The sequence below is a fragment of the Streptomyces sp. 1-11 genome, from assembly GCF_007176755.1.
Classification (GTDB): Bacteria; Actinomycetota; Actinomycetes; order Streptomycetales; family Streptomycetaceae; genus Streptomyces.
Map to the genome: position 1 here is coordinate 487042 of NZ_BJTV01000004.1, position 6272 is coordinate 493313.

The following is a 6272-nucleotide window of genomic DNA, read 5'->3' on the forward strand; positions in this document are numbered from 1 at the left end:
GCGTATGGCAGCGATCGATCTCGACACGTATGTGAAGGGTGTGCTCGACGGCAGGCGGGCCCTGGTGGCCCGGGCCATCACGCTGGTGGAGTCCACCCGCCCGCAGCACCGGGCGCTGGCGCAGGAGCTGCTCACCGAGCTGCTCCCGCACAGCGGCCGGGCGCGGCGGATCGGCGTCAGCGGCGTGCCGGGGGTCGGCAAGTCGACGTTCATCGACGCGTTCGGCACGCTGCTGACCTCGCAGGGCCACCGGGTGGCCGTGCTCGCGGTGGACCCCTCCTCCACCCGCACCGGCGGTTCAATCCTGGGCGACAAGACCCGGATGGAGCGCCTCGCGGTCGACCCGGACGCCTTCGTGCGGCCCTCCCCCAGCGCGGGCACGCTGGGCGGGGTCGCGAAGGCCACCCGGGAGTCGATGGTGGTGATGGAGGCCGCCGGGTACGACGTGATCCTGGTGGAGACCGTCGGCGTCGGTCAGTCGGAGACGGCGGTCGCCGACATGGTCGACTCCTTCCTGCTGCTCACCCTGGCCCGCACCGGCGACCAGCTCCAGGGCATCAAGAAGGGCGTGCTGGAGCTGGCCGACGTGATCGCCGTGAACAAGGCCGACGGCCCGCACGAGCGGGACGCGCGGGCGGCGGCACGCGAACTGGCGGGCGCGCTGCGTCTGATGCACGGCAAGGACGCGTTCTGGACCCCGCCGGTGCTGAGCTGCAGCGCCCGTGAGTCGGCCGGCCTGGACGTGGTCTGGGAGCGGCTGGAGCAGCACCGGACGCTGCTGGACTCCACCGGCCGGCTGGCCGCGAAGCGGCGGGACCAGCAGGTCCACTGGACCTGGTCGATGGTCCGGGACGAGCTGCTGGGCCGGCTGCACGCGGATCCGGCCGTGCGCGAGGCCGCCCCGGCGCTCGAACAGCGCGTCCGGGAGGGCACGCTGACGGCGACCCTGGCGGCGGAGGGCATCCTGCGGGCGTTCGGGCAGCGGCGGGACACGGCGCCTGGGCGGTGAGTCCGCGGCGGTCGCGGCGATCCGCACGGGAAACAGGCCGCATCACCCCTTCGTATCCGGGTAGTCCGAATATGAACCTTTTGGTCTCAGAGGGGAGATGGACAGCCGTGGGGATGTCCCACTCACTCGACCGGGGCGTGCTCGTCGTCACGGTGCACGACGATCCCGGCACCGGCGGCCGGACGGCACTGCACGAACGGATCGGCGCCCTGGTCGAGGGGCACAGGCCGGTCTCGCTCGTCGTCGTCCTGGGCGACGACGCGGAAGCGGACGCGGCGGTCGGCGCGGTGCTGCGCAGCCACCGGCTGTGCAGCCGGCTCGGTCTGGTGATGTCGGTGGCCGCCCACAGCGCCCCCGTGCGGCGGCTGCTCGAGGCGAACGCCGACCCGGACGGCACCCGGCTGGTCATACACGCCCGCGCCGACACCGCGATCGCCACCGCGACGGCGCTGACGGCGGCGGCGTGAGGCCCCGGGCCCGCCCGCGGCCGGCGCGCGGCTGAGCCGGGGCGGCGCGGGTACCCGGACGGCGGACTCACAGGTGGCCGACGTGTGGAGGTGTCGACAGTGCGCACCGGACTACTGCGGATCATCGGGGCGGCGACACTCGCCTACGGAGCCGCGACGGCCCGCCGGCCGGGGCTGCTCGCCCGGCCCTGCGGGCTGACCGGCCCGGACGGCGAGGTCGGCCCGCGCACCGAGACGGTGCTGCGCCCGCTGGCGGTGCGGGACGCGGTGAGCGGTCTTTCGATGGCCGTCGCGCCCCGGGGCCCGGCGCTGGTCACGGCCTCCGCCGTGCGTATCGCCTCGGACATCGGGGACGCCGTCCTCTTCGGCACCGCGCTCCCCGGCAGGGTCCGCCGGGCCGGGGCGGCTGTCACGGCCCTGGGCTGGGCCGCCCTGACGACCGCCGCCCTGATCGCCCCCGAGCCCGCGCACCGCGCCGCGCGGAAGCCAGGGTGAGGCGCCCCGCCGGGAACGCCGGGGTGGTCACGGGGTGCGGAACCCGCGGAAGGTCACATACTCGCCGGTCGTGAATCATGCGGCCACGGGGTGCGGAACCCGCGGAAGGTCACATACTCGCCGGTCGTGAACCCCAGGCGCTCGTAGAGCGCGATCGCGCCGGTGTTCGCCTCCGCCACGTGCAGGAAGGGACGTTCGCCGCGTGCCAGGACGCGCGCGACGAGCGCCTCGATCAGCCGGGCGGCGTGTCCCCGGCCGCGTGCCTCGGGAGCGGTGCAGACGGCGCTGATCTCGGTCCAGCCCGGGGGCCGCAGCCGCTCCCCCGCCATCGCCACCAGCCTGCCGTCGTCGCGGACGCCCAGGTAGGTGCCGAGTTCCGGGGTGCGCGGCCGGAACGGCCCGGGCCGGGTCCGCTCGACGAGGTCCAGCATCTCGGGCACGCTCTCCGGGCCCAGTTCGACCACGCCGGTCGCCGCGTCGGGCCCGGCCGGACCGGACGGGCCGGTGCCGGACCAGGTCATCCGGCGGCCCTCCAGGGTGAAGACCGGCTCCCAGTCCGGCGGCGGGGTGACCGGGCGGCTGAACAGGTCGGCGAGCTGACCGGGGCCGAGCAGCCGGGCCAGGTCGGCCCACTCCGCCGGGCCGGGGTCGGCGGGGACCGCACAGAACGTCGCCACGTCCGGCAGGTAGCCGGCGGCCCGGCCGAGCCGGCGGGCCAGATGGGCGTGGTGGCCGCGGAGCGAGGCGCCCACCGGGTCGTCGAGCACCGCGGCCTCGTGGTTCACCATCGTGCTGTCCCTCTCCTCCGGCGCGCGGGTCGGGTGCCCCGGGCAGCGATCATAGGCAGCCGCGCGCCGGGTTCGCGGGCGGCCCGTACGGGGGCGGGGTGCCCGGGCGGCCCCGGGCACCGCCGGGCCGGGCCGAGCCGGACCAGGCCGGACCGAGTCGGGCCAGGCGAGCCGAGCCGGGCCGAGCCGGACCGGGCCGGACAGAGCGAGCCGGACCGGACCGAGCTGGGCCGGATCGAGCTGGACCGGATCGAGCTGGACCGGATCGAGCTGGGCCGGACCAGCCCGGGCGCCGAGGTGTCAGCTGGTCCGGTGGAAGGCGTTCAGGCGGGTGGTGAGGTGGGCGGCCGCGCCCTCCATCAGGGTGTCGGCGACGGCCTCCACCGTGCGCGCGGACCACTGTTGCAGGCCGGTGCCCTCGACCACCTGGTTGAAGGCGCCCATCGCCGGTCCGCAGTGCACCAGGTAGTCAACCCGGTGCCGGTCGTCGCCGGTCACCGCGAGCCGGAAGCCGCGGGTGAAGTAGGCCCGGAAGAAATCCGCCAGCTCCTGCTTCGGGTCCGCGCCGGGCGCCCCGGGCGCGGGGTGCGCGCCGCCCAGGTAGCGGTCGAGGATCTGGGTCTTGGTCTCGTCGTCCAGCTCGGCCGCCGAGACGTGCCGGCGCCACAGCTCGTGCAGCCGGGTCGCCCGCGCCGGGAAGAACAGGCCCCGTTTGAGGTAGCGGGCCCGGGTGCCGAACTCGAACAGCTCACCCCACGGCGCGGTGTCCACGTCGTACTCGCGCGCGGCCTGCAGGACGTCCTTCACCTCGGCGCTGGTGGCGGCCTCGACCGAGCACTGGTTGACGGAGCCGGTCAGCACGAACTCCGCGCCGAGCAGGAACGCCGCCGCCACCGCCTCCGGGGTGCCGAGGCCGCCCGCGCAGCCCACGTGCACCCGCTCGCCGGGCAGGGCGGCGCCGTCGCGCAACCGCAGCACCGCGGGGAGCAGGGTCAGCAGGTCGGCGCTGCTGGTCAGCCAGCCGCCGTCGGCCTCGACGCACAGGTCGTCCGCCATGGGCCGGCCGGCCGCGGCGCGTGCCTCCTCGGCGGTGACCTCACCGGTCTCCACCAGCCTGGCGACCAGCCGCTCGGGCGGCGGGGCCAGGAACTCGGCGGCCACGTCGGTGCGGCCGACCTTGGCGATGATCCGGCCGCCCTTGAGCCGGAACCGCACCAGGGCCGGGGTGATCAGCGGGAAGCCGGAGGCCTCCACCAGGTCGATGCCGTGCCGCAGCAGCAGGTCCACCAGCGCCGACTCCTCCTGCGGGGCGCCGTGCCGGTAGAGCAGGTTGACGCCGAAGGCGCCGCCGAGGCCGAGGTCGCCGGCCAGTTCGCGCAGCCTGCCGTCGATCTCCTCCAGGGTCAGCCCCCCGGTGCCGAGGAAACCGAGCAGGCCGGCCTTCGAGGCGGCGCCCAGCATCTGGCGGCCGGAGATCCCGCCGTACAGGGAGCCCAGCAGGTAGGCACGGCGCAGGCCGTACCGCTCCCGGAAGGTCGCGGCGCCCAGGGTGTCGGCGGTGACCGCGGCGGCGGCCACGGCGGTGTCCGCGGCGGTGTCCGGCGCCTGTGCGGCGGCCGCCGGGGTCGCGGCCGGGGACGCCGGGGCCGGCCGCTCGGGCGCCGGGGCGCGGCGCGGGGCGGGGGCGGGCAGCGGCTGCGCGGTGTTCCTGATCTTCGCGACCAGGTTGGTCAGCACTCGGCCGGGCCCGATCTCCACGAAGTCGAAGTCGCCGTGGCCCATCAGCCGTCGCACCGTGTCGGTCCAGCGGACCGGCGAGACGATCTGCGCGGTCAGCGTCTCCTTGACCGCGTCCGGGTCGTACGGCTGCCCGTCCACGTTGGCCAGCACCGGCACGGCGGGCGCCCGCAGGGTGAACCCGTCGAGGAAGCGGGCGAACTCCTCGGCCGTCGCGCGCATGTAGCGGGAGTGGAAGGGGGCGCTGACGTTGAGCCGCACCGCTCGGGCGCCCGCGGCCTCCACGGCGGCGCGGGCCGCCTCGACGGACTCGCGCGGGCCGGAGACGACGAGCTGGTCCGGCGCGTTGTGGTTGGCGATGTCGAGGTCCTCGATGCCCGCCTCGGCCAGCACCCGCGGCAGCTCCGTCTCGTCCAGGCCGACCACGGCCGCCATGCCGCCGCCGCCGGCCTCGGCCATCAGGGCGCCGCGCCGCTGCACCAGGCGCAGCCCGGTCTCGAAGTCGAAGACGCCGGCGGCGAACAGGGCCACGTACTCGCCGAGGCTGTGGCCGACCAGGTAGTCGGCCGGCACCGGGTCCGCGGCCTGCCGCTCCAGGTATCCGAGGGCGCTCACGGCGAACAGCGCGGGCTGCGTGAACTGCGTCTCGCCCAGGCGCCGCCCGGGGTCGTCGAGGCACAGCTCGGCGAGGGAGTGGCCGAGCACGCGGTCGGCGGTGGTGGTGTGCTCGGGGTACTTCTCGAAGAGCTCCCGGCCCATACCCCGTACTTGGGAGCCCTGGCCGGGGAAACCGTAGACCTTCATGCGTTGTGCCTTCCTTGGTGTCTTCGCCCGGTTCGGTGTCGCCGGGGCGGCCAGTTCCCGCGCCCTGTCCAGCACGCCCGGGTCGTGGCCGAACGGGCTGAGGAGGGCGAGCGACCTCGATCGCGTGCCCGTCGGGAGGTTGCCTCGTACGAAGTTGTGCAGGGTGCCCGAAGGGCCGAGGTCCAGGTAGAGGAAGTCGCCCCGGGCCCGCATCCGGTCCATGGTGCGCTGGAACTCGATGGGCCGGCGGGCCACCTGCCAGAAGTGCTCGGCGCCCGGCCGCTCCACCGGTTCCCCGTCCACGCAGGACACCCAGGGCAGGCGGGGCGGCGCGAACTCGGCCTCGTCCAGGGAGGCCCGGCACGCGCCGAGCACCTCGTCCATCAGGCGGGAGTGGTAGGCGTACTCGACCGGGACGCGCTGGTGCAGCACGTCGGCGCGGCGCAGCGCGGCCTCGGCCCGGTCGAGGTCGTCGTCCGTGCCGGCGACCACGAAGTGGCCGGGGTAGTTGCGGGCGGCGATCTCGCAGGCCCGCAGCTCCGGCACCCGGTCCAGTACGTCGGTCCGGGCGAGCACGGCGAGCATGCCGCCGCGCGGCCCCGCCCCGAGCCCCTCGGCCTGGCGGACCAGCAGCCGCAGGCAGGCGTCAGGGGCGATGCTGCCGGACACGGCGGCCGCCGCGTACTCGCCCAGGCTGGAGCCGAGCAGGTGGTCGGGCTCCACCCCGGCCGAGCGCAGGGTCTCGGCGAGGGCCAGTTCGATCATCACGATCGCCGGGTGGGTGAGCCGGGTGTCGGTGAAGGGGTCGTTGCGGCGCCGGTCCGGGTCGAACAGCCGGGCGAGCACGGACTCGCCCAGCTCCTCGGCCACGACGGCGTCGTGGCGGCGCAGCGCCGCGCGGAACACCTCGTTCTCGGCGAAGAGCTCCCGGCCCATCCCGTAGTACTGCGAGCCCTGCCCGGAGAACATGAA

General features: G+C 75.4%; 5 protein-coding genes. 3 read left to right on the forward strand and 2 right to left on the reverse strand.

Annotation, left to right across the window (positions count from 1 at the left end; all coding sequences use genetic code 11):
• Nucleotides 1–4 precede the first annotated feature (4 nt).
• The 3 genes from meaB to TNCT1_RS11775 all read left to right on the forward strand — a co-directional run bounded on the left by meaB (nucleotide 5) and on the right by TNCT1_RS11775 (nucleotide 1971).
• On the forward strand, nucleotides 5–1009 hold the full coding sequence (meaB, locus tag TNCT1_RS11765) for a methylmalonyl Co-A mutase-associated GTPase MeaB (protein ID WP_143630817.1): 1005 nt from the start codon (nucleotides 5–7) through the stop codon (nucleotides 1007–1009).
• A 113-nt stretch (nucleotides 1010–1122) separates the two neighbouring features.
• Complete coding sequence (locus tag TNCT1_RS11770; RefSeq protein ID WP_143630818.1) at nucleotides 1123–1476, forward strand: hypothetical protein; 354 nt, start codon at nucleotides 1123–1125, stop codon at nucleotides 1474–1476.
• 90 nt (nucleotides 1477–1566) lie between these two features.
• Complete coding sequence (locus tag TNCT1_RS11775; RefSeq protein WP_143630859.1) at nucleotides 1567–1971, forward strand: hypothetical protein; 405 nt, start codon at nucleotides 1567–1569, stop codon at nucleotides 1969–1971.
• 53 nt (nucleotides 1972–2024) lie between these two features.
• Here the strand turns inward: TNCT1_RS11775 and TNCT1_RS11780 are convergent, their stop codons facing one another.
• Nucleotides 2025–2759: a GNAT family N-acetyltransferase gene (locus tag TNCT1_RS11780; protein ID WP_143630819.1), complete on the reverse strand. Its 735-nt coding sequence runs from the start codon at nucleotides 2757–2759 to the stop codon at nucleotides 2025–2027.
• Between the two features lie 300 nt (nucleotides 2760–3059).
• A complete protein-coding gene (gene fabD, locus TNCT1_RS11790) occupies nucleotides 3060–6269 on the reverse strand; it encodes an ACP S-malonyltransferase (protein WP_143630860.1) in 3210 nt (1069 codons plus the stop codon).
• Between the last annotated feature and the right edge of the window lie 3 nt (nucleotides 6270–6272).